The sequence below is a fragment of the Arthrobacter subterraneus genome (assembly GCF_900099735.1).
Classification (GTDB): domain Bacteria; phylum Actinomycetota; class Actinomycetes; order Actinomycetales; family Micrococcaceae; genus Arthrobacter_D; species Arthrobacter_D subterraneus.
The window spans coordinates 294,486-320,916 of record NZ_FNDT01000002.1 but is presented as its reverse complement, the minus strand read 5'-3'; the positions used below and the strand labels follow the sequence as shown (position 1 = coordinate 320,916).

The window sequence follows — 26,431 nt, the reverse complement described above, 5'->3', positions numbered from 1 at the left end:
ATCAGGCATTTTCGGAAGGGAATCCCGGCCGGCAGGCTGCAGCGACCGGCTTCGGTTCCGAAGTATTTTTCCAATCAACGTGAGGATGCATAACCGAATGGCGGTTCTGAGTATCAGGATGATCGGGGACCCGGTGCTGCGGACGCCCGCAGCGCAGGTGACCGACTTCGGCCCTGAGCTGGCCAGGCTGGTTCAAAGCATGAGCGAGACCATGCACAGCGTTCATGGAGCAGGCCTTGCCGCTCCGCAGGTGGGAGTCGGCCTGCGGGTCTTCACGTACGCCATTGATGGAGAGGAAGGCCACGTAGTCAATCCGGAGATCCTTTCTTCGTCAGGCCTCCAGGCTGATGATCAGGAGGGTTGCCTCTCTGTCCCCGGAATCGGGTTCGCCCTTCCACGGGCAGCACGGGTGCAGTTGAGGGGGCTGGATGTCACCGGACGCCCCGTGGAACTGGAGGCTGACGGCATGCTTGCGCGCTGCTTTCTGCACGAGACGGACCATCTGGATGGGCGTCTCTACATTGACCGGCTCCAGGGCGAGGACCGTCGGGCGGCTATGCGCACTATCCGGCATTCGCAGTACAACGAGGTGACCACCGGTACCCTGACCAAACGCTCGGCCACCGTGGCGTCAGCGTTCGGCAAGGGCACTTTCCAGGCCGGACGGAAGGAGACCGGCGCATGAGAATACTGTTCGCCGGAACACCCGCGGTTGCCCTCCCATCGATGCGTGAGGTCCGCAGGGCCGGGCACGAGGTGGTTGCGGTCCTGACCCGTGAAGACGCCCCGGTCGGACGGAAGAAAATCCTGACGCCGAGCCCGGTCGCGGAGGCGGCCGCGGAGGCGGGCCTGGAAATCATCAAGGCCAACCGGATTGACCAGGCCGTCATCAAGCGACTCTCGGATCTGGACCTTGATGCTGCCGCAATCGTCGCGTACGGGGGCCTGGTTCCGCCGTCCGCACTCCAACTGCCGCGGCATGGTTGGATCAACCTGCACTTTTCACTGCTCCCCGCCTGGCGTGGTGCGGCACCGGTGCAGCACGCCCTGATCAACGGGGACGACATCACGGGGGCATCGACTTTCCTCCTCGAAGAAGGCCTGGACACCGGCCCGGTCTTCGGCACGCTGACGGAGCAGGTCCGTGCCGAAGACACCAGCGGTGTACTGCTTCAACGGCTGTCTGAAAGCGGCGCAGTGCTCCTTGCCCAGACGCTCTCAGCCGTGGACCAGGGCCGTGGTGTTCCTGTACCGCAACACGGCGAGGTGTCGCTTGCGCCGAAGCTCTCGAGCGCCGACGGCCGCATCCGGTGGGACCGTCCGGCACTCGCCATCAAGCGCCGGATCAATGGAGTAACACCCGAGCCCGGAGCCTGGACCCTCTGGGGAGGTCAGCGATTCAAGGTATGGCCGGTGCTGCTGCGGCCGGACGTTCGCGACCTGCCCCCGGGCGCCGCCTCCGAACGGGACGGAGCGGTGCTTGTCGGGACGGGGTCGCATGCAGTACAGCTGACTGAGGTTCAGCCTGCGGGCCGGACAAAGCTTGCCGCTTCCGAGTGGTTCCGCGGTGCACGCCGAGAGGATCTGGTATTCGAATGACACCCGAAAATCGCCCCGGAGGGCCAACCCGGCGTAACGAGCGGGGACGGGAACGCAACCGCTCAGGGTCCCGCCAGTTCTCCTCTACTGCACCGGCGGAACGGACCCGGCGTGCGGATCCCGCGCGTCTGGTTGCCTACGAGGTCCTCAGGGCGGTGGCAGCCGATGACGCCTACGCCAACCTGGTGCTTCCGGGCAGCATCCGCAAGCACCGCCTCGGCCGTCAGGATGCGGGTTTCGCGACCGAGCTCGCCTATGGCGCCTTGCGGGCGCAGGGCACCTATGACGCGATCCTCGCCCTCTGCGTTGACCGGCCGCTGACCCAGCTGGATCCGGCCATCCTCGACGCACTGCGGCTGGGGACCCACCAGCTGATGGCCATGCGTGTTCCGCCCCATGCCGCACTCGACCAGACGGTCGGACTGGCGCGCGCAGTCATCGGCGCAGGCCCTTCCTCCCTTATCAACGCCGTGCTCCGGAAGGTTTCCCGGAAGTCCTTTGACGAGTGGCTTGACGCACTGGTCACCGGTGTCGAGGATCCGGTCCGCATCAGTTCGCTGCGGTACAGCCACCCGGAATGGATCGTCCGGGCACTGAGGCAGAGCCTGGTGAATCACGGCCGGCCGGTCGAAGAAATCGACGCCCTTCTCGAGGCGGACAACGCAGCTCCCGTGGTCAACCTGGTTGCCCTGCCCGGCATCGGATCGCTCGACGAGGCCATGGCGGCCGGGGCGCGGTCCGGTGAGCTGGTCAAGGACTCGGCACTGTTTGCCGCCGGCGATGTCGGACGGCTTGAATCTGTCCGCTCCGGCAAGGTCCGGGTGCAGGACGCCGGATCGCAGCTCGTGGCGCGTGCGCTCGCCGCGGTGGACCTTGATCGTCGGGGTGCCGGCGGTGAGCAATGGCTCGACCTCTGCGCCGGCCCCGGCGGGAAGTCGGCCCTGCTTGCCGCCATTGCGGCCCAACGGGGAGACACCCTGGTTGCCAACGAGCCGGCGGAGCACCGCGCAGCACTGGTCCGGCAGGCTCTGGGCGCCGTGGATCCTGCCGTGTGGAGCGTTCGCGTCGGTGACGGCCGGGAGATCGGAGCAGCCTATCCCGAGGGGTTCGACCGCATCCTCGTAGACGCGCCATGCACCGGACTGGGCGCGCTCCGCCGCAGGCCGGAGTCACGGTGGCGCCGCACGGCGTCCGACCTAACTGAGCTGGGGCCGCTGCAGCGCGGCCTGCTCGCTGCGGCGCTGGAGGCCGTCCGCCCCGGGGGAGTGGTGGCCTATGTCACCTGCTCTCCGCACCCCGCCGAGACCTCCGCCGTCGTTCAGGACAGTCTGCGCGGCAGGGAGGGGTACACGCTGATGGAGGCGGGACCGGTGCTGGACTCCGTGAGCACCGGCCGTTCACTTCAGGCCGGCCACGGGGCCACCGCGCAGCTGTGGCCGCATATTCACGGCACCGACGCCATGTTCCTTGCCCTGATTCGCCGGACCGCCGGATAGCTCCCGCGCCGGCCAGATACCCGCCCCAATGAAAGGTCCACAATGAGAACCTGCTGTATCCATCCGAGCATCCTGTCGGCGGATTTCGTCAACCTGCAGTCGGAACTGCAGCGCATCAAAACGGCGGACGCCGTGCACGTGGATGTCATGGACAACAGCTTTGTTCCCAACCTCACGCTGGGTCTCCCGGTGGTCAGGAGGATCCAAATGGTGAGTCCGGTGCCGCTGGACGTCCACCTGATGATTGACGACGCCGACCGTTGGGCTCCGGAGTACGCGGCGGCCGGCGCAGCATCCGTCACTTTTCACGCGGAAGCTGCGCGGGCCCCCATCCGCCTCGCACGGGAGCTGCGTTCCGGAGGCGCCGGAGCCGGAATGGCGCTCCGTCCGGCGACGGCCGTGGAGCCCTATCTGGACATGCTCTGCGAGCTGGACATGCTGCTCATCATGACAGTGGAGCCGGGCTTCGGAGGTCAATCCTTCCTCGACGTCACCCTCCCGAAGATCCGGAGGGCAGCGGAGGCCGTCCGCGGCGCCGGCCTGCCGGTCGCCATCCAGGTGGATGGGGGCATCACCGAAGAAACCATTGTCCGAGCGGCCGAGGCAGGAGCGACCGTGTTCGTCGCGGGTTCCTCCGTCTACGGTGTCGAGGATCCGGAAGCAGCCATCGCCGGCCTGCGCCGCGCCGCCGGCTGACCGACTCTCCGGCGCAGAACCCAGCCGGGCCGTAGGCTAGTCGCCGGGTATTCCCGTTACGTGGACGCGGAGGCTCCGTGCGTCCGCAGCGGCCTGCCGGAGGACGTCCCTGCGGGGGTCCGGGACGGGAAGGAGCGGGAGGAGCGGCAGTTGCCGGTAGCGGGCCAGCCTCGCATGGGCAAGGCACTCGGAAAACAACGCCGCATCCCCGCCCGGCTGCAGGCAGTCCGGCGCCTCTTCTGCGAAGAGGACCGCCGCTCGTTCGGCTGCGGTCGCCACCAGCGCGTCGGCCTGGTTCGCGCGGCGTCGTGCGAACCGTTGCTGGGACCAGCCGCCGGCCGCCGTCCGGGACTGCACGTAGCGGGTCCCGTTCTTTGACGCAACCAGGACGCCGTTCCGGGCCAGCCCTACGCCATAGCCGCCCCGGCGTATCAGCAGCAGGCCCACCGTCACGGGACGGGACGCCAACCGGATCAATTCCTGAACCGCCTGCTCCTGCCCGTACGGCCCGGTGTTCCCGGAGACCGTCTCCATGCCGGGAAATGCCAGTGGAACGGTGATCTCGGCACTGCATCCGTTGGGTGCACGCAGCATGGCGCGACCGGGCGCCGCAGCGGTGTACTCGGTGGAGAAGGGCCCATTGCGTTCGGCGAAGCGCCGGACCCAGCCTTCGAGACGCTCGGGCGGCACGAGTACCAGCCGGTTGTCCTGCACTGCGCCTCCTGCGAATCCTGGGCGAACGTGTCAGAGGATCACAGTAGCCTTGGCACTGTGAATGACCTATTCAGCTTCGACTCGGACGGCTTCGACGAGCCGGTGACTGCCACGGGAAACGAACGGAACCGCCCCCGTACCCCGCTGCCCGTGCGCATGCGTCCCAGAACAGTTGACGAGGTAGTGGGGCAGCGGCACCTTCTCGGCGCAGGGTCACCGTTGCGCACATTGGCGGGAGGCGAGCCCGCTGCTCGCGCCGGCGCTCCTACCTCGGTGATCCTGTGGGGTCCACCGGGAACGGGGAAGACCACCCTCGCCCATGTCATTGCGCGTGGGCCGGGCCGCAAGTTCGTGGAACTTTCAGCCATCACCGCGGGGGTCAAGGACGTTCGCCGGGTGATGGATGAAGCGCTCTCCAACCGGGACCTCCACCGCATCACGACCGTTCTCTTCCTCGACGAAATCCATCGGTTCAACAAGGCGCAGCAGGATGCGTTGCTGCCGGGCGTGGAGAACGGCTGGGTGGTGCTCATCGCCGCCACCACTGAAAACCCATCCTTCTCGGTGGTTTCTCCGCTGCTGTCCCGGTCACTGCTGCAGACGCTGAAACCGCTCACCGAAGAGGACATCCGCTCGCTTCTCGAGAAGGCCGTCGCTGATCCTCGCGGACTGGCCGGTGAGGTTGCGGTCGATGACGATGCGCTGGCCCACCTCGTCAGACTCGCCGCAGGCGACGCGCGGCGCGGACTGACAGCCCTCGAGGCCGCGGCGGGAGTGGCCCAGTCGTCGGAAGACAAACCGGAGCACACGGATGCCGGGGACGGGCCGGCACCCGTGCGGATCACCCTCGAACACGCCGAGAAGGCGGTTGACGTCGCTGCACTGCGCTACGACCGGGCGGGGGACCAGCACTATGACGTGGCGAGCGCCTTCATCAAGTCCCTGCGCGGGTCTGACGTCGACGCAGCCCTGCACTACCTTGCCCGGATGCTGGAATCCGGGGAGGATCCCCGCTTCGTGGCGCGCAGACTGATGATTTCCGCAGCGGAGGATGTCGGCATGGCCGATCCCACGGCGCTGCAGACTGCCGTGGCAGCAGCCCAGGCGGTCCAGCTGGTGGGAATGCCGGAGGGGCGGATCATCCTTGCGGAGGCGGTGGTGCATATCGCTACGGCGCCCAAGTCAAACGCCTCCTACAACGGAATCAACCGCGCCGTCGCGGACGTCCGTGCAGGCAAGGGGCAGGGCATTCCGGCGCACCTTCGTGATGCCCACTATCCGGGCGCCCGCCAGCTGGGCCATGGGAAGGGGTACGTCTATTCCCATGACGAACCGCACGGAATCGCGAGCCAGCAGTACGTTCCGGACGATCTCGTGGGTACGGACTACTACGTTCCAACCGATCGGGGAGCCGAACGGGCAGTGGCGACCCGGCTGGAAAAACTGCGTGCCATTATCCGGAAAGGGCTGAGCACTGCTAGGATTGTCCGTTGACTGGCAAGTCACGGCTCATGCATGCCCGCGTACCTCCGCCACCTTCATGGTTCTGGCGGGGACCGGCGGGCACCTGAGGATCCGTGAACTGTAGTACCGGAAAGCGGCCCCTTCCGGCTCTCCGAAACGTGGAGGCCAGCGACACAGGAAGAGTTCACCCGGCCTGAGCCGGTGTGAACTGCTTCGCCGTAAAACAGTGAAAGGTAAACGTGGCTAACAACACACGTGCCCGCCGCAAGGTCCGCATTTCGCGGGCCCTCGGCATTGCTTTGACCCCGAAGGCCGAGAAGTACCTCGAGCGTCGTCCGTACGCACCGGGCCAGCACGGCCGGTCGCGCCGCAAGCAGGACAGCGACTACGCCGTACGCCTGCGCGAAAAGCAGCGTCTGCGCGCCCAGTACGGTATCCGCGAAGCGCAGATGACCCGCGTCTTCGAGGAAGCCCGCCGGACCGCCGGCCTGACCGGTGAGAACCTGATCGAACTGCTTGAAATGCGTCTCGACGCACTCGTGCTTCGGTCCGGATTCGCCCGCACCATCGCCCAGGCACGCCAGCTCGTGGTTCACCGCCACATCATGGTTGACGGTGCCCGCGTGGACCGCCCGTCCTTCCGCGTCAAGGAAGGTCAGCTCATCCACGTGCACAGCCGCAGCGAAACCATGGTTCCGCTGCAGGTTGCTGCGGCAGGAGCGCACCGCGATGTGCTCCCCGCTGTGCCCGGCTACCTCGATGTCCAGCTTGAGAAGCTCCAGGCGCGCCTGGTCCGCCGCCCCAAGCGCTCCGAGGTCCCCGTGACCTGTGAAGAGCAGCTCGTGGTGGAATACTACGCACGCTGATCATGCGCCGGCTTCGGCGCATCGGCAGCACAACTGAACATCAGTGACTCAGGAGCCCGCGGCGCACGCCGCGGGCTCCTGAGTAGGTAAGGTACATAGGGAAATTGCGGGCGCCCGTCCGCCATCCGCAGAGGCTGAGGAGTTGTTTTCGAATGTCAGGTGGAGATATCGCCGGGCTCATTGCCGCCGGGGTCTTTGCGGTTCTGGTCGCATTGCTCGCCATTCCGGTATGGAAGCTCGGGAAGGTCTTCGATGAACTCCGTGGAGCTATCCGTTCGGTAACCGAGGGCACCACTCCGCTCATTGACGAGGTCACAAGCACCGTGTCAACCACGCACCAGCAGCTGAAGAACGTCGATGGGATCACCTCCAACGTCTCGGACGCCTCCGCGAATATCTCCGCCCTCTCGTCGCTGGTCGCAGCGACAGTGGGGTCCCCGCTCATCAAGGTCGCGGCCTTCTCCTACGGCGTGCGCAGCGCGCTGGGGTCCCGGCGGAAGCCGGCCTCCCGCCGTCGTAGCCGCTGACCGGCAGCCACGCATACTACGCACGCACAACAGATGAGGAATTCTTGATGATCAAGAGGGTTTTCTGGCTCGCGGCAGGCGCTGCCATCGGAGTCGTCACGGTACGCAAGGTATCGGCGATGAAGTCGGCGGTCGGCCCCGAGGGGTTGAACCGTGCGGTTGCGCAGCTCGCTGACAGCGTCGCCGATTTTGCCGACGCGTTCCGTCAGGGAATGCAGGAACGCGAGACAGACCTGCGCACAGCCCTCGGCATCGACGCAGAGCCGCGCCCCTGAGGCCGGGCCGGCACCCGAACACCGAACACCGCTGCGCACATCGACCCGCGCGTACCACCGAAGGATCCCCATGAAGTCGCAAGAGATCGCCCGTCGCTGGCTCGACTACTTTGAAGGCCAGGGTCATACCCGGGTGCCGTCCGCTTCCCTGGTGTCCAGTGACCCGTCGCTCCTGTTCACCGTCGCCGGCATGGTCCCGTTCATTCCCTACCTGACCGCACGCGAGGTGCCTCCCTACAGCCGCGCCACCAGCATCCAGAAGTGCATCCGCACGGCTGACATCGAAGAGGTGGGCAAGACCGCGCGCCACGGCACCTTCTTCCAGATGTGCGGGAACTTCTCCTTCGGCGACTACTTCAAGCAGGACGCTATCGCCATGGCATGGGACCTGCTGACCCGCAGCGTCGCGGACGGCGGCTTTGGCCTCGCTCCCGAGCGACTGTGGGTCACGGTCTACCAGGATGATGAGGAAGCGCTGGCAATCTGGCGCGATGAGGTGGGTTTCCCCGCCGAGCGCATCCAGAAGTTCGGCAAGAAGGACAATTACTGGAACACGGGTCAACCCGGGCCGGGCGGGCCGTGCTCGGAAATCTTCTACGACCGCGGACCCGAGTACGGCAGGGATGGGGGACCGCAGGCCGACGAAGACCGGTACATCGAAATCTGGAACCTCGTGTTCATGCAGTACCGGCTCTCGGCTGTCCGGAGCAAGGATGACTTCGACATTGCCGGTGAACTGCCGAAGAAGAATATCGACACGGGCCTGGGCCTGGAGCGCCTTGCCATGGTTCTGCAGGGCGTAGAGAACATGTACGAGACCGACCAGGTCCGCCCGGTGCTCGACAAGGCAGCAGAGCTCAGCGGTCGTGAGTACACCAGCGCGGAGTCCGACGACGACCCCCACCACCAGGACGACGTCCGGATGCGCGTCGTGGCAGACCACATCCGCTCGGCACTGATGCTGATCACCGACGGCGTGTCGCCGTCCAACGAGGGCAGGGGCTATGTTCTGCGCCGGCTGATCCGCCGCGCAGTCCGTGCCATGCGGCTGCTCGGCGTCGAGAAAGCCTGCCTCCCCGACCTCCTGCCGGTGTCCCGTGATGCCATGAAGGGTGTCTACCCCGAGGTGGAGCGGGACTTTGAGCGCATCAGCCGGATCGCCTACGCGGAAGAAAAGGCGTTCCTGCGCACCATCGCCTCGGGGACGGCCCGCCTCGAGGAAGCCGTTCGCGAGTCCCGGAGTGCCGGACGCGCATTGTCCGGCGAAGATGCCTTCAGCCTCCACGACACCTATGGATTCCCCATCGACCTGACGCTCGAAATGGCTGAGGAAGCCGGCGTCTCGGTCGACGCTGAGAGGTTCCGTTCGCTGATGCTCGAGCAGCGTCAGCGTGCGCAGGCTGACGCCCGCGGGAAGAAGGCCGGGCACGCCGACATGACGGTATTCAACGAGCTCCTTGCCTCCGGCGAGACATCGTTCACCGGCTACGACGAACTCACCAGCGAGGCTATTGTGCGCGGTATCCTCAGCAACGGCGCCGCTGTCCCCGTCGCCCGTCAGGGCGAGGAAATCGAACTGATCCTCGACCGAACCCCCTTCTACGCTGAAGCCGGCGGCCAGGCGGCCGACGTCGGGCTTGTCACCGGCAACGGTTTCACCGTTGAAGTGACTGACGTCCAGCAGCCGATCAGGGGGTTGAGCGTCCACCGTGCACTCGTGCGCGAGGGAGAGATCACCCAGGATGCGCCGGTGACTGCCGCCGTCGACCGTCAGCGTCGCCACGCAGGTGAGCAGGCCCACTCCGGCACGCACATTGTGCACGCTGCACTCCACCAGGTTCTCGGCCCTGAAGCTCTTCAGCGCGGTTCGTTCAACAAGGCAGGCTACCTTCGGTTCGACTTTTCCTGGGGGGAAGGCATCAGCCCCGCCGCCCGCTCCGAGATCGAGGAGGTCTCGAACCTCGCGATCCGCAGCAACCACACCGTTGAAACCAGGGTGATGGGCCTGGATGAAGCCAAGGCCCTGGGCGCCACGGCGCTGTTCGGCGAGGCGTACGGAGACCGGGTCCGCGTCGTCGAAATCGACGGTGCATGGTCACGGGAGCTCTGCGGCGGCACCCACGTCGAGGCGACGTCGCTCATCGGCACGCTGACACTGCTCGGCGAGCAGTCGGTCGGTTCAGGCAACCGCCGTGTCGAAGCACTTGTCGGCCTGGATGCCTTCCGCCATGCAGCAGCCGAACGCGCGCTGGTCACCGAGCTCTCGGAAATGCTCAAGGTGCCCTCCCAGCAGCTGCCGGAACGGCTTGGCGCAACCCTGAACCGGTTGAAGGCAGCGGAGAAGGAGCTTGAGCGGCTCAGGAAGGAACAGCTGTCCAACGCTGCCGCCTCGCTGGTCGGTTCGGCACAGGATATTGCCGGCGTACGCCTTATCACGCACGACGCCGGCACGGTCGGCAGTGCCGACGACCTCCGCAACCTCGCACTGGACCTGCGTGGCCGGCTTGGGTCGGGAGCCGCGGTTGTTGCCGTGGCGGGCGTGAGCAAGGACCGGCCGGTCATTCTCGTTGTCACCAACGAGGAGGCTCGCAGCGCCGGGGTCAAGGCGGGCGCCCTGGTCCGCACCGCCGCGGGCGTTCTTGGCGGCGGCGGCGGCGGCAAGGATGACATGGCCCAGGGCGGCGGTTCCGATCCTGCCAGAATCACGGCGGCGCTTGAGTCCGTCCGGGCCGCGGTTGCCGGCCGGTAGCGCGGATCATCCGTCGGTGGCATCCGGAGGATACCCGCGCGGCGTGAAGATCGGCGTCGACGTCGGCATGGTCCGCGTTGGAGTTGCAGCGTGCGACAGGGACGGCCTGATCGCGACGCCGGTGTGCACCCTCAACCGGGACTCCCGGAAGAACAGGGACCTGCGGCTGCTGCTCAGGAACATCGAGGACCTGTCGGCCGTTGAAGTCTTCGTCGGGTTGCCCCGCAATCTGAGCGGAACCGAATCCGCTTCCACGGCCATGGCGCGAGACTATGCAGCCGCACTCGTCGAAGCACTCTCCGGGGCGGGACTGGACGTTCCGGTCCGGCTCATTGACGAGCGGTTGTCGTCCGTGTCAGCGCACCGGTCGCTCCGGCAGGCTGGCTTGAACAGTCGCGAACACCGTAAGGTGGTAGATCAGGTGGCAGCTGTGGAGATACTCCAACATGCCATAGACACGCAACGCAGTCTTGAGCGGGATGTGGGGGAGCCGGTCGTTCAGCATCGGCGGCGGAATCTTGACCACCCGTCGTCGGCCTCATCCGAGGAGTCAGAAATTACGCAAACCTACAGTGGGAGGAAAGAGGAGCAGTGAGCCATCGTCATCCTCCTTTCCCGGCAGCCGATCATGGAGCTGAGAAGCATCCGGACGACTACTACGAGGAGCACCACCCCGTGCATCCTGAGCCTGTCGAGCAATTTTTCGAGGCGGATGTGCCCTCCCGCCGGACCAGGCGGCCGTCCAAGGCCCGCCAGCGTCGCCGCAGGCGGGGCACCATCGTCATGCTCGTCGTGGTGCTCCTTTTCGTGGGAGTCGTGTTCGGCGCAGCGATGTTCCTCAGGAACCTCCTCGGAGTCGGTGAGGTCACCGACTACGCCGGTCCTGGCACCGGCTCCGTGACCTTCACGGTTGAGGCAGGTGCGGGCCCGCTCATCGTGGGCAACGAACTCGAACAACAGGACATCGTGGCGAGTGCTGATGAGTTCCTCAACGCGCTTGCGGCCGAGGCTGACGGCCGCGTGATTCAGCCCGGTGACTACGAGATGAAATACCAGATGAGTTCCGCGGAGGCAGCCAAGGCGCTGCTCGCCGAGGGAGGCGCCGGAGTTTACTACGCGGCTGTCGCCCGCGACCTCCGGCAGAACGAGGTATTGGACATCCTGGCTGAATCGACGGGGATCCCCCGTGAAGAATTCGAGGCTCTCGCTGAGGACCCGACGCAGTTCGGTATCCCGGAGAAGTCGCCGAGCCTCGAAGGCTACCTCTACCCGGGCGAATACCGGTTCGACCTCGACATCACGGCAACCGAAGTGATCCAGCAGATGGTGGACAACACCAAGGCCGCTCTCGAGGAGGCCGGCGTCACCGACCCGGATGAGCAGTACCGCATTCTGACGATCGCCAGTATTGTCCAGGCTGAAGCAGGACAGGCGGATTATGCACAGGTGGCCGGTGCCATCATGAACCGGCTGGGTCCGGACAACACGGAGACAAACGGACTGATCCAGTCGGATGCCACCGTCACCTATGGACTCGACCGCAAGAGCTACAACCTGACGGACGAGGAAAAGGCCGACAAGTCCAATCCGTACAACACCTACGCCATTGAGGGCCTGCCTGTCGGACCGATCGGTTCTCCGAGCGCGGAAGCAATCGAGGCGGCGGTCAACCCGGCTGACGTTCCCTACTACTACTGGGTGACGGTCGACCTCGACACCGGCGAAACCAAGTTCTCCGAGACGCTGGCCGAGCACGCCGTCTACGTCCAGGAATACCAGGAATGGTGCGCCGACAACGCCGGAAGGTGCGAATAGGTGGTTCCCGACCTGACGCCGGCCCGTTACCGGGCCGGCGTCACAGGTCATCCCATCGCGCACTCGAAATCCCCGCGCCTGCACCGCGCAGCCTACGCCTATCTGGGATTCGACTGCAGCTATACGGCGATTGACACGCCCCCGGAATCGCTCGGGAGCCTCCTGTCGGAGCTCAGGCGGGAACCCTCATGGCGGGGGCTTTCGGTCACCATGCCGCACAAGGCCGCGGCGCTGCCCCACATGGACAGTGTCGGCCCCGGTGTCAGGGAGCTCGGCGTGATCAACACCGTGCTCGCGGTGGGGGAGACGGATTCACGACGCCTGGTGGGTTACAACACCGACGTCGAGGGTATTGTGCGGGCGGTCCGCCAGGCGGGTGCCGCGCACCCGCAGCGGGCGCTGATCCTTGGCGGCGGGGGCACCGCTGCAGCGGCGCTGGCGGCACTGGCCAGCATGGGGGTCGAGCGGGTCGACGTCTGCGTGAGGACTCCGGAGAAAGCCGCGCCGCTCGTGGAAACCGGCCGCAGGCTGGGCATTACCGTTGAGCTTCGGCAATTCGCTGCCGCAGCCGGACTCTGCGGGGCCTCCCAGCTGGTCATCTCGACACTGCCGCCCCGCGGCGCTGACGGGCTGGCTGGATCCCTGCTGTCCGAACCCTTCATGGCAAGCGAAGCATCGTCCGGGCCGCGGGTGTTGCTGGACGTTGCGTACGACCCCTGGCCCAGTGCCCTGGCCGCCGCCTGGTCAGAGCGCGGCGGTGTGATCGTTCCCGGCCTCGAAATGCTGCTGTACCAGGCCGTTGCGCAGGTGAAGCTCTTTGCCGGGGACGTCTTCAGGGACGAGACCGCTGTCATAAATGTGATGTGTGACGCTGTGGGGGCTCCCCGGCGCTGATGACGTCCGCAGCCCGTGGCAGGATGGACGTATGTTGCGTTGGTTGACGGCCGGGGAATCCCACGGCCCTGCTCTGGTTGGAATCATCGAGGGAATGCCCGCAGGCGTCGAGGTCGCCAGCGAGTCCATTCAGGCTGCCCTGGCGCGCCGGCGGCTCGGGTACGGCCGGGGCGCAAGGATGAAGTTCGAACAGGACCAGGTCCGCATCATCGGGGGAGTGAGGCACGGCCTTACCCAGGGCGGCCCCGTGGCCATTGAGGTAGGCAACACCGAGTGGCCGAAGTGGGAGCAGGTCATGTCCGCCGATCCTGTGGAACCCGGAACATTGCAGGAGTCCGGGCGCAACGCGCCGCTGACGCGGCCGCGTCCCGGTCACGCAGATTTCACCGGTATGCAGAAGTACGGATTCGATGAGGCCCGCCCTGTCCTGGAACGCGCCAGTGCGCGGGAGACCGCCGCCAGGGTGGCACTGGGGACCGTAGCAGCCCGGTTTCTCTCCGCGCTGGGCATCGAGCTCCTCAGCCACACCGTTGCTGTTGCGTCGGTAGCGGTGCCGGAAGGCGCAGAGCTTCCCGGGCCCCGCGATGTTCTGGCACTGGATGAGGATCCGCTGCGCTGCTTCGACCGTGAAACCTCCACCGCGATGGTCGCCGAGGTCGACGCCGCGCACAAGGAGGGCGAGACCCTGGGGGGCGTGGTCGAGGTCCTTGCCTACGGACTCCCGCCGGGGCTTGGGAGCTACGTGCACTGGGACCGCCGCCTTGATGCGCGTCTGGCCGCTGCGCTGATGGGTATCCAGGCGATCAAGGGTGTCGAGGTCGGCGATGGTTTCGAGACCGCGCGCCGTCGGGGGTCCGCTGCCCATGATGAGATCGTGCGGGCGGAAAGCGGCCGGATCGGCAGGGCCACCAACCGGGCAGGCGGAATCGAGGGCGGGATGAGTATCGGCGACGTCCTCCGGGTGCGGGCGGCGATGAAGCCGATTGCCACCGTTCCACGTGCCCTGCAGACAATCGACGTCAGCACCGGCGACGCCGCCAAGGCACATCACCAGCGCTCCGACGTGTGCGCTGTCCCTGCAGCCGGTGTGGTCGCCGAAGCGATGGTTGCCCTGGTCCTTGCAGAGGCGGTGACGGAGAAATTCGGCGGTGACTCGATCACGGAAACCAGGCGGAACCTCGAGTCCTACCTGGCGAACATTCCGGCGTCGCTGAACTCGGTCACGCCCTGATGCTGCCGGCGGCTGACAGACCGCTGGTACTCATCGGCCTGATGGCCACCGGCAAATCGACGGTGGGGCGGCGGCTGGCTTCGCGGCATGGCTGGCGTTTCTTCGACACTGACGCGGTCATAGCCGAGCGGAACGGACCCATTCCAGCCATCTTCGCCGAGCTCGGCGAATCCGGGTTCCGCCGGATCGAAGCCCAGGTGGTTGCGGAAGTCCTGGCAGAAGCAGGTGGAGGCGCTGTCGTGTCCCTCGGCGGCGGGGCGGTTCTGGACGAAGGAACCCGGCGGCTCCTGAAGAAAGCATGTGTGGTCTTCCTGGATGCTGACCTCGCCACAGTCCTTCCGCGGCTTTCCGGCGATACCGGGCGGCCGTTGCTGGCGGACGGCGCTGCCGAGACCTGGGCGCGGCTCGACCGGGAGCGGCGCCCGCTCTACGAAGCCCTGGCGAGCGCTACCGTCGACACGCGGAACGCCGCTCCGGACGTTGTTGTCCGCCGGCTTGAAGACCAGCTACGCCACCATTTCCGAACAGAAGAAGGGACCCTCGGCAATGACCGCTGAACCTACCGCCATCCGTGTTACGGGCAGTGCTCCGTCAGAGAATTACGACGTCGTTGTCGGGCGGGGGCTTCTGGACCGGCTTGCGCCGCTGCTTGGTGAGCGTGTCCGGCGCGTGCTGGTCATTCACCCGCGCGCCCTGCGCGCGACAGGGGACACCGTGCGGGAGCAGCTTGCAGCAGAAGGCCTCACCGCGGTCACCGCGGAGATACCCGATGCCGAGGAGGGCAAGCACATCCAGGTGGCCGCGTTCTGCTGGCAGGTTCTTGGCCAGAACGATTTCACCCGCTCTGACGCGATCGTGGCGGTGGGCGGCGGCGCTGTCACCGACGTCGCCGGTTTTGTTGCCGCCACGTGGCTGAGGGGAGTGAAGGTGGTGCATCTGCCCACCACGCTGCTCGGCATGGTGGACGCCGCCGTCGGCGGCAAGACCGGGATCAACACGGCGGAAGGGAAGAACCTGGTCGGTGCCTTCCACCCTCCGGCCGGTGTTCTCGCGGATCTGGACACTCTCCAGACCCTGCCGGTCAATGAACTGGTGACGGGCATGGCCGAGGTCGTCAAATGCGGATTCATCGCCGACCCGCGCATCCTCGAGCTGGTGGAGTCGAATCCGGAAGCCGTCAGGGATGCCTCCAGCGAGGTGGTCCGCGAATTGGTGGAACGCGCAATCGCGGTGAAAGCCGCCGTGGTTTCCGAAGACCTCAAGGAGTCCGGCCGGCGGGAGTTCCTGAACTACGGCCATACGCTCGCCCACGCGATCGAACTGGCGGAACGGTACTCCTGGCGGCACGGCGCGGCGGTCTCCGTGGGGCTTGTCTTCGCGGCGGAACTTTCCCGCATGGTCGGCCGTCTCGACGATGCAACGGCAGACCGGCACCGGGCCATTCTTGAATCCCTCGGCCTCCCGGTGACCTACCGCCGGGACCGGTGGGCAGCTCTCCTGGACGGTATGCGGCGCGACAAGAAGGCTCGAGGCGACCTGCTTCGCTTCGTGGTGCTCGATGGCCTCGCGCGTCCCGGAATCCTCGAGGTGCCGGACACCTCGCTGCTCTTCGCTGCCTACCAGGAGATCGCGTCCTGAGCAGGCCGCGGCGGGCAGGGTAGACTGGTCTCTGGTCTTTTGGCGGGCACACGCGCAATGGTTTCGGTACTGCGCCTGCTGCAACGTAAGCCAACCATCAGTCAATCGACGAAAGTGAATCCGTGGCCACCACGAACGACATCAAGAACGGCACTGTCCTCAAGCTCGAGGGGAACCTCTGGAACGTGCTCGAATTCCAGCACGTGAAGCCGGGCAAGGGCGGCGCGTTTGTCCGCACGAAGCTGCGCAACATCCTCTCCGGCAAAGTTGTCGACAAGACCTTCAATGCCGGGCTCAAGATCGAGACCGCCACGGTGGACCGCCGCGACTACCAGTACCTGTACAAGGACGGCGACGACTTCGTGTTCATGGACACGACCGACTATGACCAGATCACCGTGCCCGGGGCAACCGTGGGCAACGCCGAGAACTTCATGCTCGAGAGCCAGATGGCAACCATCGCCATGCATGAGGGGTCAGCGCTGTACCTGGAGCTCCCGCCGTCTGTCGTTCTCGAAATCACGTACACCGAGCCGGGCCTGCAGGGTGACCGCTCAACCGGCGGCACCAAGCCGGCCACGGTGGAAACCGGCTACGAAATCCAGGTTCCGCTGTTCCTCGAGACCGGCACCAAGGTCAAGGTAGACACCCGCACCGGTGAGTACCTGGGACGCGTCAACGAGTGAGTGCGCGCAGCAAGGCACGGCGTCGGGCGCTCGACATCCTGTTCGAGGCCGAGCAACGGTCGGTATCTCCGCTGGAGGCCCTACGCGGCCGGCGCGAGAAGACCGACACCGTGATCAATGAGTACTCCGTCGAGATTATTGACGGCGTGATGGCGCACGGCGCTCAGATCGATGAGTTCCTCAGCACCTATTCGCAGGGCTGGACGCTGGACCGGATGCCGGCGGTCGACCGCATGATTCTGCGCGTCGGCGCCTGGGAACTCCTGTACAACGAGGATGTTCCGGATACCGTGGCGGTCAGCGAAGCAGTACAGTTGGCCACCATGCTGTCCACGGATGAATCGCCCGCGTTCATCAACGGGCTGCTCGGCCGTCTGCAGCAGCTCAAGCCCACACTACTGGCGTAGTCGCGCCTGCTGAGCGCTCCGCGCGCCGGACACTCAGAACCGGCGCGCCGACGCGGCGGAGATGATTTCCCCGCGGGCTGCATCGAGGTCGTGGAGCAGCTGGAGCTCCAGCTGCGGATCAGTCGCGGCTGCGTGGCCGGCCCGTAGCCGCTGGCGTACAAAGGCGAGCCGCACGCCGATGCTGATGAAGCGCTTCATGGCCGGCGCGGCACCCACCCGCGCGGCCCACGCGAGAGCAGACGACCGTCCGCCGGGCGAGGCCACCATCTCCACCTCCCGGTCGGTGAGCCAGCCGGAAGCGGAGTATTCCGCGAGGCGCTGGTACGTCACGGCCCGTTCCGCGCGGCGCAGCCCGAGCACCACCGCGATCACAATGAGAAACAATGGCAACTGCACCAGGAAATAGAACGAGAAGAAGTCGGTGAACACGACCACCAGTCCGCCGTTCCACAGCATATGGCCGGCGATGGCGGGAACAAGACCGACCAGGAATGCCCCAACCAGCCGCCCGCCCGTGCGGCGCTTGGCAAGGACCACCCCGAGGACAAAGCCCAGTGCTCCGGTGAACATGACGTGGGCAAAGGGTGAGAAGATCCCGCGCATGACAAATACCGTGATCAGTCCACCGAGCCCTGCGGGGTCCGTGAGCGCCGATCCGAAGTAGAGGATGTTTTCGGTGAAGGCGAACCCGGCCGCGACCGTACCCGCGTACACAATCCCGTCGACCGGACCGTCGAAGTGCGTGCGCCGCGAGAATGCGAGGACGAGGACACCGAGGCCCTTCGCAATCTCCTCCACGAGCGGTGCCTGGAACACCGGACCCACGACGTCTGGGCTCGCCCCGTCCAGCCCCGCGCTGAGAAGCGCCGTGACAGCAGGGCCGAAGAGGAGCGTCACCGCCACGGACATTCCCGCACCCCACAGAAAAGCGAAGACGAGAGCTCCGCGGGGTTCAGGGTCCCACCGGTCGACCCAGCGGATACCTGCGAGACAGATGCCCAACGGTACGAGCGCGAGTGCGGCGCAGAGAACAAGGGCCGCGGTGCCGAGCTGGGCAGTGACGAGCACCGCAACCCCGGCCAGGACCAGACCCGCCACGATAATCAGCAACGCGTTGACGACGGTGGAACCGACCGGGTGCGAGCACTTCCTTCCGGTGGGACGAAGACCGGCCGAAGGGCGGGCGGGCGGAGGCACCGGGGGCCCGTCCTGAACCTGCTGCCACATGCCCAGCGGCGGCTGGAGGTGCGGCGGAACGTGGTTCCCGCGTCCGGCATGGCCCCGCCCGGAGTTCATACTCATCTCCACAGGATAGGTGCGGCTGATGCCTGTGATAGCTTTGAACGCGCAGCCAACCCCTTTAAAGGCCGTCCTGTGAGGCGGAGAAGGAGGAGTGTTCCATGAGTGTACCCAGTCCCGGATCCGGCGGCTCCGTGTTCCGCACGGTCCTCGGTGACGCAGACATTGACCGGGCCCTGACCCGGATTGCCCACGAGATCATCGAAGCCAACAAGGGCTCTGAAGACCTCGTGCTTCTCGGCATTCCCCGCCGCGGATATCCCCTGGCCCAGCGACTGGCGGCCAAAATTGCGCGCACCGACCCCGCAGCGGATCCCGAGCGCATGGTCGGCCGTCTTGACGTGACCATGTTCCGGGATGACCTGCGCAGGCACCCCACGCGCCCGCCCGGACCCACCAGGCTTCCTCCGGCAGGCATCGACAACAAGGTTGTGGTGCTGGTGGACGACGTCCTCTACTCCGGCCGCACCATCCGGGCAGCGCTCGACGCAATCGTCGACATCGGGCGGCCGCGGATCGTCCGGCTCGCAGTGCTCGTCGACCGCGGCCACCGCGAACTGCCCATCCGCGCCGACCATGTGGGAAAGAACCTCCCCACCTCGTCCGCCGAGAAGGTCCGGGTGCGGATCAGCGAGGTCGACGCCGTTGACGAAGTTGTGATTGAAGGTCCGGCATGAAGCACCTCCTGTCCACTGACGGCCTGACAGCCGCCGATGCCATCAGGATCCTCGACACAGCCGAGGAAATGGCCGTCGTCGGCGAGCGGGAAGTGAAGAAACTTCCGGCGCTCCGTGGGCGCACGGTGGTGAACCTGTTCTTTGAGGACTCGACCCGCACCCGCATCTCCTTCGAGGCGGCCGCAAAGCGGCTGTCCGCCGACGTCATCAACTTCGCCGCCAAGGGCTCCTCCGTCTCGAAGGGTGAATCGCTCAAGGACACGGCGCAGACACTTGAGGCGATGAGCGCCGACGCCGTGGTCATCCGGCACTGGGCGTCGGGGGCTCCCGCGCGGCTCGCCGCTTCCGACTGGATCGACGCCGCCGTGATCAACGCAGGCGACGGAACGCACGAGCATCCCACGCAGGCGCTGCTGGACGCCTTCACGTTGCGCCGGCACTGGTCCAGGATTGCAGGCCGGACCTCGCTCGGCGAAGACCTCAGCGGACTTCGCATTGCGATCGTCGGAGACGTGCTGCATTCCCGGGTGGCCCGCTCCAATCTGTGGCTGCTCACAACGCTCGGCGCCGAGGTGACCCTGGTGGCACCCCCCACCCTGCTTCCGGTCGGCATCGAAAGCTGGCCGTGCAAAGTCAGCTTCGACCTGGACGAAGTGCTGGCGACGCACCCTTCCGCCATCATGATGCTCCGCGTTCAGGGAGAACGGATGAACGCCGCATTCTTCCCCTCGACGCGTGAATATGCGCGCACGTGGGGATTCGACGACGAACGGCTGGCCGCTCTTGAAGCGTCACCGGCGAAGGACACCATCATCATGCATCCGGGTCCGATGAACCGCGGCCTCGAAATTTCCTCGGCGGCCGCTGACTCGTCCCGGTCAACAGTCCTGGACCAGGTACGCAACGGCGTGTCGGTACGGATGGCCGTCCTTTACCTGCTGCTGTCCGGCGATGACTCCGCGCAGCCTACCCCAGCCCAGGAGGCAAGAGTATGAGCACCAGTTACCTGATCAAGGGCGCCACCACCGCGGCCGGTGAGGGCGGCGTCGATGTGCTGATCAGAGACGGACGCATTGCTGAGCGGGGGCGTTCCCTGTCCGCTGCGGACGCGGCCGTCGTCGACGCCGCCGGGCTGGTCCTGCTGCCGGGAATGGTCGACATCCACACCCACCTGAGGGAGCCCGGCCGGGAAGACGCCGAGACCGTCGAAACCGGTACGCGGGCGGCTGCGCTGGGCGGCTACACCGCCGTCCATGCCATGGCCAACAGCATGCCCGTTGCCGACACCGCCGGAGTGGTGGAGCAGGTCCACGCACTCGGGCGGCGCTCCGGTTGGGTCGATGTGCGTCCCGTGGGCGCCGTCACCGTTGGCCTGGCAGGGGGGCGGCTCGCGGAGATCGGTGCCATGGCGCAGTCGCGTGCGGGGGTCCGTGTTTTCTCCGATGACGGAATCTGCGTCTCGGATCCGGTGCTGATGCGCCGCGCGCTCGAGTACGTCAAAGCGTTCGACGGCGTTGTGGCCCAGCACGCGCAGGAGCCCCGCCTCACCGAAGGGGCGCAGATGAACGAGGGCGCAGTGTCAGCCGTGCTCGGTCTGGCCGGCTGGCCCGCAGTGGCCGAGGAAAGCATCATCGCCAGGGACGTGCTCCTGGCCCAGCACGTGGGTTCCCGCCTCCACGTGTGCCATGTGTCCACCGCCGGTTCCGTCGAAATCATCCGGTGGGCCAAGCAGCGCGGCGTCAACGTGACGGCGGAAGTCACACCGCACCACCTGCTGCTGACGGACGAGCTGGTGCGTTCCTGGAACCCGGTGTACAAGGTCAATCCGCCGCTGCGCACGGACGACGACGTCACGGCCCTCCGCCAGGCGCTGGCTGATGGAACCATCGATGTGGTCGGGACCGATCACGCGCCGCACCCCTCAGAGCACAAGGAATGCGAATGGGCGCAGGCCGCGATGGGGATGACCGGCCTGGAGACAGCGCTGTCGGTGGTGCAGCACACCATGATCGACACCGGGCTGATGAACTGGTCCCGCTTCGCCGAGGCGACGTCGGTCCTCCCCGCCCGTATTGGACGGGTCCAGACCCAGGGCAGGCCGCTTGAGGCGGGCGAGATGGCAAATCTCACACTGGTGGATCCGGCGGCGCGATGGACAGTCGATCCCCATAAAATGGCAACCAAGGGCCGCAACAGTCCCTTCGCCGGCCTCGAACTGCCGGGCGCCGTCGTCGCAACCTTCTTCGCCGGGCACCCCACCGTGCTGGAAGGGCGGCTTAATGCACCGCATCCAGATGCGCAGAAGGACTGAAGCGTGGACGTAGCAACAACCGCCGTCGTGCTGTCAGTGGGTGTCATCGTGCTGCTGGTCGGGCTCATGGCGCTGGGCTGGCGGAACCGCGTCAGGCGGCAGCAGGAAGTGCCGGCTCCGGCCGGTCCCCCCGGGGATCCGGGAGCGCCGCTCTACGCCGCGGAAGGCCAGTATGTGGTGACCACTTCCGGCGGCGACTGGCTGGACCGCGTCACCGCGCACGGTCTGGGAAACAAGGCAACAGCCACTGCTGCCGTGTACCCACACGGACTGCTCTTTGACCGCTCCGGCGCCGGTGAGGTCTACATCCCGAGGAAGAACCTCACCGGTGTCCGGCTCGAGCGCGGCATCGCCGGGAAGTTCGTCGAAAAGGACGGGTTGATCGTGGTGTCCTGGGTACAGGATGCACACTCCTTCGACACGGGTTTCCGCACCCGCTATGCCGCCGACAAGACGCCGCTCCTGTCCTCGATCAGCGCGCTGATCGAAGACACAGACCCCCTCATCCACCCCACAGGCAAGGAAGTACAGTGACAGAGAACGCGCCAGTAACAGGAACCGGTGCCGCTGCGGTTTTGGTCCTTGAGGACGGCCGGGCCTTCCGGGGACGCAGCTACGGTGCGCAGGGCACGGCGCTCGGTGAGGCCGTCTTCGCTACCGGAATGACCGGCTACCAGGAGACCATCACCGATCCCTCCTACGCCCGACAGCTCGTGGTCCAGACCGCCCCGCATATTGGAAACACCGGGGTCAACAGCGAGGACGCGGAGTCGCGCAGGATCTGGGTTGCAGGGTACGTGGTCCGCGATCCGGCGAGGCGTCCGTCGAACTGGCGGTCCGAGAAGAGCCTGGACGAGGAACTCATCGAACAGGGCGTCGTGGGAATCCAGGGCGTTGATACCCGCGCCATCACGCGGCACCTGCGTGAGCGCGGAGCCATGAAGGCCGGCATCTTCTCCGGCGCCGACGCCGCGCGCACTGACGCCGAGCTCGTTGCCGCGGTGAACGGCCAGCGGGGCATGGAAGGCTCCAGGCTCGCGGAGGAAGTGAGCATCGACTCCCGCTACGTCGTCGAACCCTCCGATTACGGCTGGGAGGGCGAGCCCCGGTTCACCGTTGCCGCCCTTGACCTCGGAATCAAGGCGATGACCCCGAAACATTTCGCCCAGCGTGGGGTCCGCACGGTGGTCCTGCCCGCGGATTCAACCTACGACGACGTCGTGGCAGTGGGAGCGGACGGCGTCTTCATGTCGAACGGGCCGGGAGACCCCTCCACCGCCGATGCCCAGGTGGCGCTGCTGCGGAAGGTCCTCGACGCGAAGAAGCCGTTCTTCGGAATCTGCTTCGGCAACCAGATCCTCGGCCGCGCACTAGGGTTCGGCACCTACAAGCTGCGCTACGGACACCGGGGCATCAACCAGCCCGTGCTCGACCGCCGCACCGGCAAGGTCGAGATCACCAGCCAGAACCACGGATTTGCCGTTGATGCGCCGCTTGACGGCCCGGTTACGGCTCCCGAGGAGCGCTTCGGGCGGGTAGAGGTCAGCCACGTGTGCCTCAATGACGACGTCGTTGAAGGCCTGGCGTGCCTTGACCTGCCGGCGTTCTCGGTCCAGTACCACCCGGAAGCGGCAGCCGGTCCGCATGACTCCGCCTACCTGTTCGACAGGTTTATCGACTTCATGGCTGACGCTGCACGTTCGGGCGACGGCTCCGACGACCTTGATGCTTCCGAAGTCTCCAAAGCTCCCACCCACGCGCAGGAAGAAAACTAGATGCCCCGCAGAACCGACCTCACCTCCGTCCTGGTCATCGGATCGGGGCCCATCGTCATCGGCCAGGCCGCCGAGTTCGACTACTCCGGAACCCAGGCGCTGCGCGTGCTGAAGGAAGAGGGACTGAGGGTTATCCTCGTCAACTCCAACCCGGCGACCATCATGACCGACCCGGAGTTCGCCGACGCCACCTACGTCGAGCCGATCACCCCCGAGGTGGTCGAGAAGATCATCGCCAAGGAGCGCCCCGACGCGATCCTCCCCACCCTGGGCGGCCAGACGGCGCTGAATACCGCGATCGCGCTCGACAAGAACGGTGTGCTCGACAAATACGGTGTTGAGCTCATCGGCGCCAACATCGCGGCGATCGAACTCGGCGAGGACCGCGAGAAGTTCAAGGGCGTCGTCGAACGGTGCGGCGCCGAATCCGCCCGTTCAGCGATCATCCACTCCCTGGATGAGGCACTCGGCGCGGCCGAGGACCTCGGCTACCCGATGGTGGTGCGCCCGTCCTTCACCATGGGCGGCCTCGGCTCCGGCCTCGCCTACAACGAGCAGGACCTCCGGCGCATCGTCGGTCAGGGCCTGCAGTACAGCCCCACCAGCGAGGTGCTGCTTGAGGAGAGCATCCTCGGGTGGAAGGAATACGAGCTGGAGATGATGCGCGACAAGAATGACAACGTCGTCGTCGTCTGTTCCATCGAGAACTTCGACCCGGTGGGAGTGCACACCGGCGACTCCATCACCGTTGCCCCCGCCCTGACGCTGACCGACCGGGAATACCAGCGCCTGCGTGACATTTCCATCGCCGTGATCCGCGAGGTTGGGGTGGACACCGGCGGCTGCAACATCCAGTTCGCCGTGGAGCCCGGCACCGGACGCGTCGTCGTCATCGAAATGAACCCCCGCGTGTCCAGGTCCTCCGCCCTGGCGTCGAAGGCAACCGGTTTCGCGATCGCCAAGATCGCCACCAAACTGTCCCTCGGTTACACCCTGGACGAGATCCCGAACGACATCACGCGCCAGACCCCGGCCTCGTTCGAGCCCACCCTCGACTATGTGGTGGTCAAGGTCCCGCGGTTCGCGTTCGAGAAGTTCCCCGCCGCGGACGACACCCTCACCACCACCATGAAGTCCGTCGGTGAAGCAATGGCCATGGGACGCAACTTCACCGAGGCACTGCAGAAGGCGCTGCGCTCCCTCGAGCAGAAGGGTTCCCAGCTGACCTTCGACTCCGTCAGCGAGTACGACGTGCCTGAGCTCATCGAGGCGGCGAAGCGCCCGACGACGGAACGCCTCTCGCAGGTGCAGCGCGCACTGCTGGGCGGCGGCAGCGTCGAGGAACTGTACGAGGCCACCGGTATTGATCCCTGGTTCCTGGACCAGCTGGTCCTCCTCAACGAGGTGGCGGCGACGGTCCGGGCAGAAGGAATCAAACCCGACACACTGCGCCTTGCGAAGCGGCACGGTTTCTCCGACGAACAGATCGGACTGCTCACCCATACTCCGGAGGCCGTGGTCCGGGGGGTGCGGCATGCCCTGGACATCCGTCCGGTCTTCAAGACGGTGGACACCTGCGCCGCCGAATTCGCCGCGTACACGCCCTACCACTACTCGTCCTACGACGAGGAGGACGAGGTGGGCCTGCACGCCAAGCCCTCGATCATCATCCTCGGCTCCGGACCGAACCGCATCGGACAGGGCATCGAGTTCGACTACTCCTGCGTCCACGCCACCATGGCGCTGCGCAAGGCCGGCTACGAGACGGTGATGGTCAACTGCAACCCCGAGACCGTCTCCACCGACTACGACGTCTCCACGCGCCTCTACTTCGAGCCCCTCACCCTCGAGGACGTGCTTGAAGTCATCGCGGCGGAGGAGCGTACCGGCGGCGTGATGGGAGTCTTTGTGCAGCTGGGCGGGCAGACCCCGCTGAAGCTTGCGCAGGCCCTTGCCGACGCCGGAATCCCGATCCTCGGAACCTCTCCGGAAGCCATCGACCTGGCCGAGCACCGCGGCGAATTCGCCCGCGTCCTGGCCGAAGCCGGACTGATCGCACCGAAGAACGGCACTGCCGTCTCCTTCGAGGACGCCAAAGCCATTGCCGATGAGATCGGGTACCCGGTGCTCGTCCGTCCGTCCTACGTGCTCGGCGGGCGGGGGATGGAAATCGTGTACGACGAGGCACATCTGTCGCGCTACATCTCCAACGCCACGGAGATCACCCCCGACCACCCGGTGCTGATCGACCGGTTCCTGGAAGACGCCGTCGAGATCGACGTCGACGCGCTGTTCGACGGCAAGGACCTGTACCTCGGCGGCATCATGGAGCACATCGAGGAAGCAGGTATCCACTCCGGTGATTCCGCCTGCGTGCTGCCGCCGATCACCCTGGGCACCGACGTGCTGGAGCGGGTCCGTGTGGCCACCCGGGCCATCGCGGAGGGCGTGGGCGTGCGCGGCCTCATCAACATCCAGTTCGCACTGGCCTCCGATGTGCTGTACGTCCTTGAAGCGAACCCGCGGGCGTCCCGCACCGTGCCGTTTGTCTCGAAGGCGACGGGCGTCCAGATGGCGAAGGCTGCGGCGCTGATCGGAACCGGCGTCACCATCCACCAGCTCCGCACCGCGTACAGGATGCTGCCCGAGACCGGCGACGGCTCCCGGCTGCCGCTCTCCGCCCCGGTGTCCGTGAAGGAAGCTGTGCTGCCATTCAGCCGCTTCCGCACCCCGGAAGGCACGGTGGTGGATTCCCTGCTGGGTCCCGAGATGCGCTCCACCGGCGAGGTCATGGGAATCGACCGGCACTTCGACACCGCCTTCGCGAAGAGCCAGGCGGCAGCGAACAACGCCCTGCCCACGCAGGGCAAGGTGTTTGTCTCCGTGGCGAACCGTGACAAGCGTTCGGTGATCATGGGCGTCAAGCGGCTCTCCGACCTGGGCTTCGAGATCGTGTCCACCGGCGGAACCGCGGACGTCCTGCGCCGTAACGGCATCCAGGCGACGCCGGTACGCAAGGTCGCCGAAGGCAGCAGCGCCGAGGGTGAGGGCACCATCGCCGACCTGGTGGTCGCCGGCGAGATCGACATGGTCTTCAACACACCCTCCGGCGGCGAAGCCCGCAGCGACGGCTACCAGCTGCGGGCCGCGGCAACCTCGATCGGCATCCCGTGCATCACCACGGTCGCCGAGTTCAACGCTGCCGTCCAGGCCATCGAGGCCCTGCGCACCTACCAGTGGTCGGTCACCAGCCTCCAGGACCACGCCCGCGCCATCCGCGGTGAAGACGCCACCGCGCCGGTCGGAGGCTAG

25 protein-coding genes are annotated in these 26,431 nt (G+C 66.3%); 23 read left to right on the top strand and 2 right to left on the bottom strand.

The window, feature by feature from the left end:
- Positions 1-97: 97 nt before the first annotated feature.
- The 4 genes from def to rpe are packed head-to-tail and all read left to right on the top strand — an operon-like array spanning position 98 to position 3,791.
- The gene (gene def / locus BLS52_RS04720; RefSeq protein ID WP_090584770.1) at positions 98-685 is read left to right on the top strand and encodes a peptide deformylase; all 588 of its coding nucleotides are present in this window, start codon (positions 98-100) and stop codon (positions 683-685) included.
- Positions 682-1,599, top strand: a complete 918-nt coding sequence (gene fmt / locus BLS52_RS04715) for a methionyl-tRNA formyltransferase (protein WP_090584768.1) — start codon at positions 682-684, stop codon at positions 1,597-1,599. The genes def and fmt overlap by 4 nt, the downstream gene beginning before the upstream one ends.
- A complete protein-coding gene (locus tag BLS52_RS04710) occupies positions 1,596-3,095 on the top strand; it encodes an RsmB/NOP family class I SAM-dependent RNA methyltransferase (RefSeq protein ID WP_090584766.1) in 1,500 nt (499 codons plus the stop codon). Before fmt ends, BLS52_RS04710 begins: the two co-directional genes overlap by 4 nt.
- Before the next feature lie 42 nt (positions 3,096-3,137).
- Complete coding sequence (gene rpe / locus BLS52_RS04705; protein WP_090584764.1) at positions 3,138-3,791, top strand: ribulose-phosphate 3-epimerase; 654 nt, start codon at positions 3,138-3,140, stop codon at positions 3,789-3,791.
- A gap of 36 nt (positions 3,792-3,827) precedes the next feature.
- On the opposite strand, the gene BLS52_RS04700 is transcribed toward rpe, so the two are convergent.
- On the bottom strand, positions 3,828-4,505 hold the full coding sequence (locus BLS52_RS04700; RefSeq protein ID WP_090584762.1) for an acVLRF1 family peptidyl-tRNA hydrolase: 678 nt from the start codon (positions 4,503-4,505) through the stop codon (positions 3,828-3,830).
- 57 nt (positions 4,506-4,562) lie between these two features.
- Here BLS52_RS04700 and BLS52_RS04695 point away from each other — a divergent pair, with 57 nt between their 5' ends.
- The 13 genes from BLS52_RS04695 (at position 4,563) to nusB (ending at position 17,057) form a co-directional block, all read left to right on the top strand.
- Positions 4,563-5,999, top strand: a complete 1,437-nt coding sequence (locus tag BLS52_RS04695; RefSeq protein ID WP_425425025.1) for a replication-associated recombination protein A — start codon at positions 4,563-4,565, stop codon at positions 5,997-5,999.
- 209 nt (positions 6,000-6,208) lie between these two features.
- A complete protein-coding gene (gene rpsD / locus BLS52_RS04690) occupies positions 6,209-6,835 on the top strand; it encodes a 30S ribosomal protein S4 (RefSeq protein ID WP_026543989.1) in 627 nt (208 codons plus the stop codon).
- A gap of 152 nt (positions 6,836-6,987) precedes the next feature.
- Entirely contained in the window at positions 6,988-7,362 is a 375-nt protein-coding gene (locus BLS52_RS04685) for a DUF948 domain-containing protein (RefSeq protein ID WP_026543990.1), read from the top strand.
- 50 nt (positions 7,363-7,412) lie between these two features.
- A complete protein-coding gene (locus BLS52_RS04680) occupies positions 7,413-7,637 on the top strand; it encodes a DUF6167 family protein (RefSeq protein WP_026543991.1) in 225 nt (74 codons plus the stop codon).
- A gap of 70 nt (positions 7,638-7,707) precedes the next feature.
- The gene (gene alaS / locus BLS52_RS04675) at positions 7,708-10,386 is read left to right on the top strand and encodes an alanine--tRNA ligase (RefSeq protein ID WP_026543992.1); all 2,679 of its coding nucleotides are present in this window, start codon (positions 7,708-7,710) and stop codon (positions 10,384-10,386) included.
- Between the two features lie 16 nt (positions 10,387-10,402).
- Positions 10,403-10,981, top strand: a complete 579-nt coding sequence (gene ruvX / locus BLS52_RS04670; RefSeq protein ID WP_281241677.1) for a Holliday junction resolvase RuvX — start codon at positions 10,403-10,405, stop codon at positions 10,979-10,981.
- The gene (mltG, locus tag BLS52_RS04665; RefSeq protein WP_090584758.1) at positions 10,978-12,201 is read left to right on the top strand and encodes an endolytic transglycosylase MltG; all 1,224 of its coding nucleotides are present in this window, start codon (positions 10,978-10,980) and stop codon (positions 12,199-12,201) included. Before ruvX ends, mltG begins: the two co-directional genes overlap by 4 nt.
- Positions 12,202-13,095, top strand: coding sequence for a shikimate dehydrogenase family protein (locus BLS52_RS04660; RefSeq protein ID WP_245702689.1), 894 nt, complete (start codon positions 12,202-12,204; stop codon positions 13,093-13,095).
- Positions 13,096-13,126: 31 nt separating this feature from the next.
- Complete coding sequence (gene aroC / locus BLS52_RS04655) at positions 13,127-14,326, top strand: chorismate synthase (RefSeq protein ID WP_026543996.1); 1,200 nt, start codon at positions 13,127-13,129, stop codon at positions 14,324-14,326.
- Complete coding sequence (locus tag BLS52_RS04650) at positions 14,326-14,883, top strand: shikimate kinase (RefSeq protein WP_090584756.1); 558 nt, start codon at positions 14,326-14,328, stop codon at positions 14,881-14,883. The genes aroC and BLS52_RS04650 overlap by 1 nt, the downstream gene beginning before the upstream one ends.
- On the top strand, positions 14,873-15,964 hold the full coding sequence (gene aroB / locus BLS52_RS04645) for a 3-dehydroquinate synthase (RefSeq protein ID WP_090584754.1): 1,092 nt from the start codon (positions 14,873-14,875) through the stop codon (positions 15,962-15,964). The genes BLS52_RS04650 and aroB overlap by 11 nt, the downstream gene beginning before the upstream one ends.
- A gap of 122 nt (positions 15,965-16,086) precedes the next feature.
- On the top strand, positions 16,087-16,650 hold the full coding sequence (efp, locus tag BLS52_RS04640) for an elongation factor P (protein WP_026543998.1): 564 nt from the start codon (positions 16,087-16,089) through the stop codon (positions 16,648-16,650).
- A complete protein-coding gene (gene nusB / locus BLS52_RS04635) occupies positions 16,647-17,057 on the top strand; it encodes a transcription antitermination factor NusB (protein ID WP_026543999.1) in 411 nt (136 codons plus the stop codon). The genes efp and nusB overlap by 4 nt, the downstream gene beginning before the upstream one ends.
- A 33-nt stretch (positions 17,058-17,090) precedes the next feature.
- Here the strand turns inward: nusB and BLS52_RS04630 are convergent, their stop codons facing one another.
- Positions 17,091-18,359: a PrsW family intramembrane metalloprotease gene (locus BLS52_RS04630; protein WP_090584752.1), complete on the bottom strand. Its 1,269-nt coding sequence runs from the start codon at positions 18,357-18,359 to the stop codon at positions 17,091-17,093.
- 98 nt (positions 18,360-18,457) lie between these two features.
- Between BLS52_RS04630 and pyrR the strand changes: the two genes are divergently transcribed.
- Genes pyrR through carB form a run of 6 tightly spaced genes read left to right on the top strand, consistent with a single transcriptional unit; the run spans position 18,458 to position 26,431 of the window.
- A complete protein-coding gene (gene pyrR, locus BLS52_RS04625) occupies positions 18,458-19,033 on the top strand; it encodes a bifunctional pyr operon transcriptional regulator/uracil phosphoribosyltransferase PyrR (protein ID WP_090584750.1) in 576 nt (191 codons plus the stop codon).
- The gene (locus tag BLS52_RS04620; protein WP_090584748.1) at positions 19,030-20,028 is read left to right on the top strand and encodes an aspartate carbamoyltransferase catalytic subunit; all 999 of its coding nucleotides are present in this window, start codon (positions 19,030-19,032) and stop codon (positions 20,026-20,028) included. The genes pyrR and BLS52_RS04620 overlap by 4 nt, the downstream gene beginning before the upstream one ends.
- Positions 20,025-21,344 (top strand): dihydroorotase, encoded by a 1,320-nt coding sequence (locus BLS52_RS04615; protein WP_090584746.1) that lies wholly within the window; start codon positions 20,025-20,027, stop codon positions 21,342-21,344. Before BLS52_RS04620 ends, BLS52_RS04615 begins: the two co-directional genes overlap by 4 nt.
- 3 nt (positions 21,345-21,347) lie before the next feature.
- Positions 21,348-21,878: a PH-like domain-containing protein gene (locus BLS52_RS04610; RefSeq protein WP_051470403.1), complete on the top strand. Its 531-nt coding sequence runs from the start codon at positions 21,348-21,350 to the stop codon at positions 21,876-21,878.
- Positions 21,875-23,119, top strand: a complete 1,245-nt coding sequence (gene carA, locus BLS52_RS04605; protein ID WP_090584744.1) for a glutamine-hydrolyzing carbamoyl-phosphate synthase small subunit — start codon at positions 21,875-21,877, stop codon at positions 23,117-23,119. The genes BLS52_RS04610 and carA overlap by 4 nt, the downstream gene beginning before the upstream one ends.
- Positions 23,120-26,431, top strand: a complete 3,312-nt coding sequence (gene carB / locus BLS52_RS04600; protein WP_026544004.1) for a carbamoyl-phosphate synthase large subunit — start codon at positions 23,120-23,122, stop codon at positions 26,429-26,431. It abuts the gene before it with no gap.

Bases quoted from the DNA above. Each gene is read 5' to 3' on its own strand.
- def (WP_090584770.1), top strand. From the start codon at position 98: ATGGCGGTTCTGAGTATCAGGATGATCGGGGACCCGGTGCTGCGGACG.
- fmt (WP_090584768.1), top strand. From the start codon at position 682: ATGAGAATACTGTTCGCCGGAACACCCGCGGTTGCCCTCCCATCGATG.
- BLS52_RS04710 (WP_090584766.1), top strand. From the start codon at position 1,596: ATGACACCCGAAAATCGCCCCGGAGGGCCAACCCGGCGTAACGAGCGG.
- rpe (WP_090584764.1), top strand. From the start codon at position 3,138: ATGAGAACCTGCTGTATCCATCCGAGCATCCTGTCGGCGGATTTCGTC.
- BLS52_RS04685 (WP_026543990.1), top strand. From the start codon at position 6,988: ATGTCAGGTGGAGATATCGCCGGGCTCATTGCCGCCGGGGTCTTTGCG.
- alaS (WP_026543992.1), top strand. From the start codon at position 7,708: ATGAAGTCGCAAGAGATCGCCCGTCGCTGGCTCGACTACTTTGAAGGC.
- aroC (WP_026543996.1), top strand. From the start codon at position 13,127: ATGTTGCGTTGGTTGACGGCCGGGGAATCCCACGGCCCTGCTCTGGTT.
- BLS52_RS04650 (WP_090584756.1), top strand. From the start codon at position 14,326: ATGCTGCCGGCGGCTGACAGACCGCTGGTACTCATCGGCCTGATGGCC.
- aroB (WP_090584754.1), top strand. From the start codon at position 14,873: ATGACCGCTGAACCTACCGCCATCCGTGTTACGGGCAGTGCTCCGTCA.
- BLS52_RS04630 (WP_090584752.1), bottom strand. From the start codon at position 18,359: ATGAGTATGAACTCCGGGCGGGGCCATGCCGGACGCGGGAACCACGTT.
- pyrR (WP_090584750.1), top strand. From the start codon at position 18,458: ATGAGTGTACCCAGTCCCGGATCCGGCGGCTCCGTGTTCCGCACGGTC.
- BLS52_RS04620 (WP_090584748.1), top strand. From the start codon at position 19,030: ATGAAGCACCTCCTGTCCACTGACGGCCTGACAGCCGCCGATGCCATC.
- BLS52_RS04615 (WP_090584746.1), top strand. From the start codon at position 20,025: ATGAGCACCAGTTACCTGATCAAGGGCGCCACCACCGCGGCCGGTGAG.
- carB (WP_026544004.1), top strand. From the start codon at position 23,120: ATGCCCCGCAGAACCGACCTCACCTCCGTCCTGGTCATCGGATCGGGG.